The 641-nt window shown below is 69.9% G+C and carries 1 protein-coding gene; it reads left to right on the top strand.

Going from position 1 to position 641, the window contains the following annotated elements:
- A partial coding sequence (gene hxlA / locus H5411_RS46665; protein ID WP_043833779.1) for a 3-hexulose-6-phosphate synthase occupies positions 1-638 on the top strand: 638 nt, incomplete at its 5' end.
- Between the last annotated feature and the right edge of the window lie 3 nt (positions 639-641).

Here is a 641-nt window from a genome sequence, read left to right as displayed (position 1 = left end):
AGGAGTTTGTTGTGCGGTTGCAGGTTGCGTTGGATGTGCTGGATGTGGGTTCGGCGTTGGCGTTGGCGCGTCAGGTGGCCGAGCATGTGGATGTTTTGGAGTTGGGGACGCCGTTGGTGAAGTCGGCGGGGATTTCGGCGGTGACGGCGGTGAAGGCGGCGCATCCGGACAAGCTGGTGTTCGCGGATTTGAAGACGGCGGACGCGGGGGAGCTGGAGGCGACGTTGGCGTTCGAGGCGGGGGCGGATCTGGTGACGGTGATGGGGGCGGCGGACGACGACACGGTGCGGGGTGCGGTGGCGGCGGGGCGCAAGTACGGGAAGGAGGTGGTGGCGGACATGATCTCGGTGACGGAGGGCCGGGTGGCGCGGATCCGGGAGGTGGCGAAGCTGGGGGTGTCGTTCGTGGAGATCCACGCGGGTTTGGACGAGCAGGCGCGTCCGGGGTATTCGATCGACACGCTGCTGGCCGACGGGCGCGAGGCGGGGGTGGCGTTCTCGATTGCGGGCGGGGTGAAGGCCGCGACCATCGGTTTGGTGAAGGACGCGGGCGCGGCCGTGGCGGTGGTCGGGGGCGGGATCTACAACGCGCCCGACCCGGCTGCCGCGGCCCGCGAACTCCGCCGCCTCACCGCCTGACCC

This window comes from Amycolatopsis echigonensis, assembly GCF_014174495.1.
Taxonomy (GTDB): Bacteria; Actinomycetota; Actinomycetes; order Mycobacteriales; family Pseudonocardiaceae; genus Amycolatopsis; species Amycolatopsis echigonensis.
The sequence above is the reverse complement of the archived record's forward strand: the minus strand, read 5'-3'. Positions and strand labels throughout refer to the sequence as shown.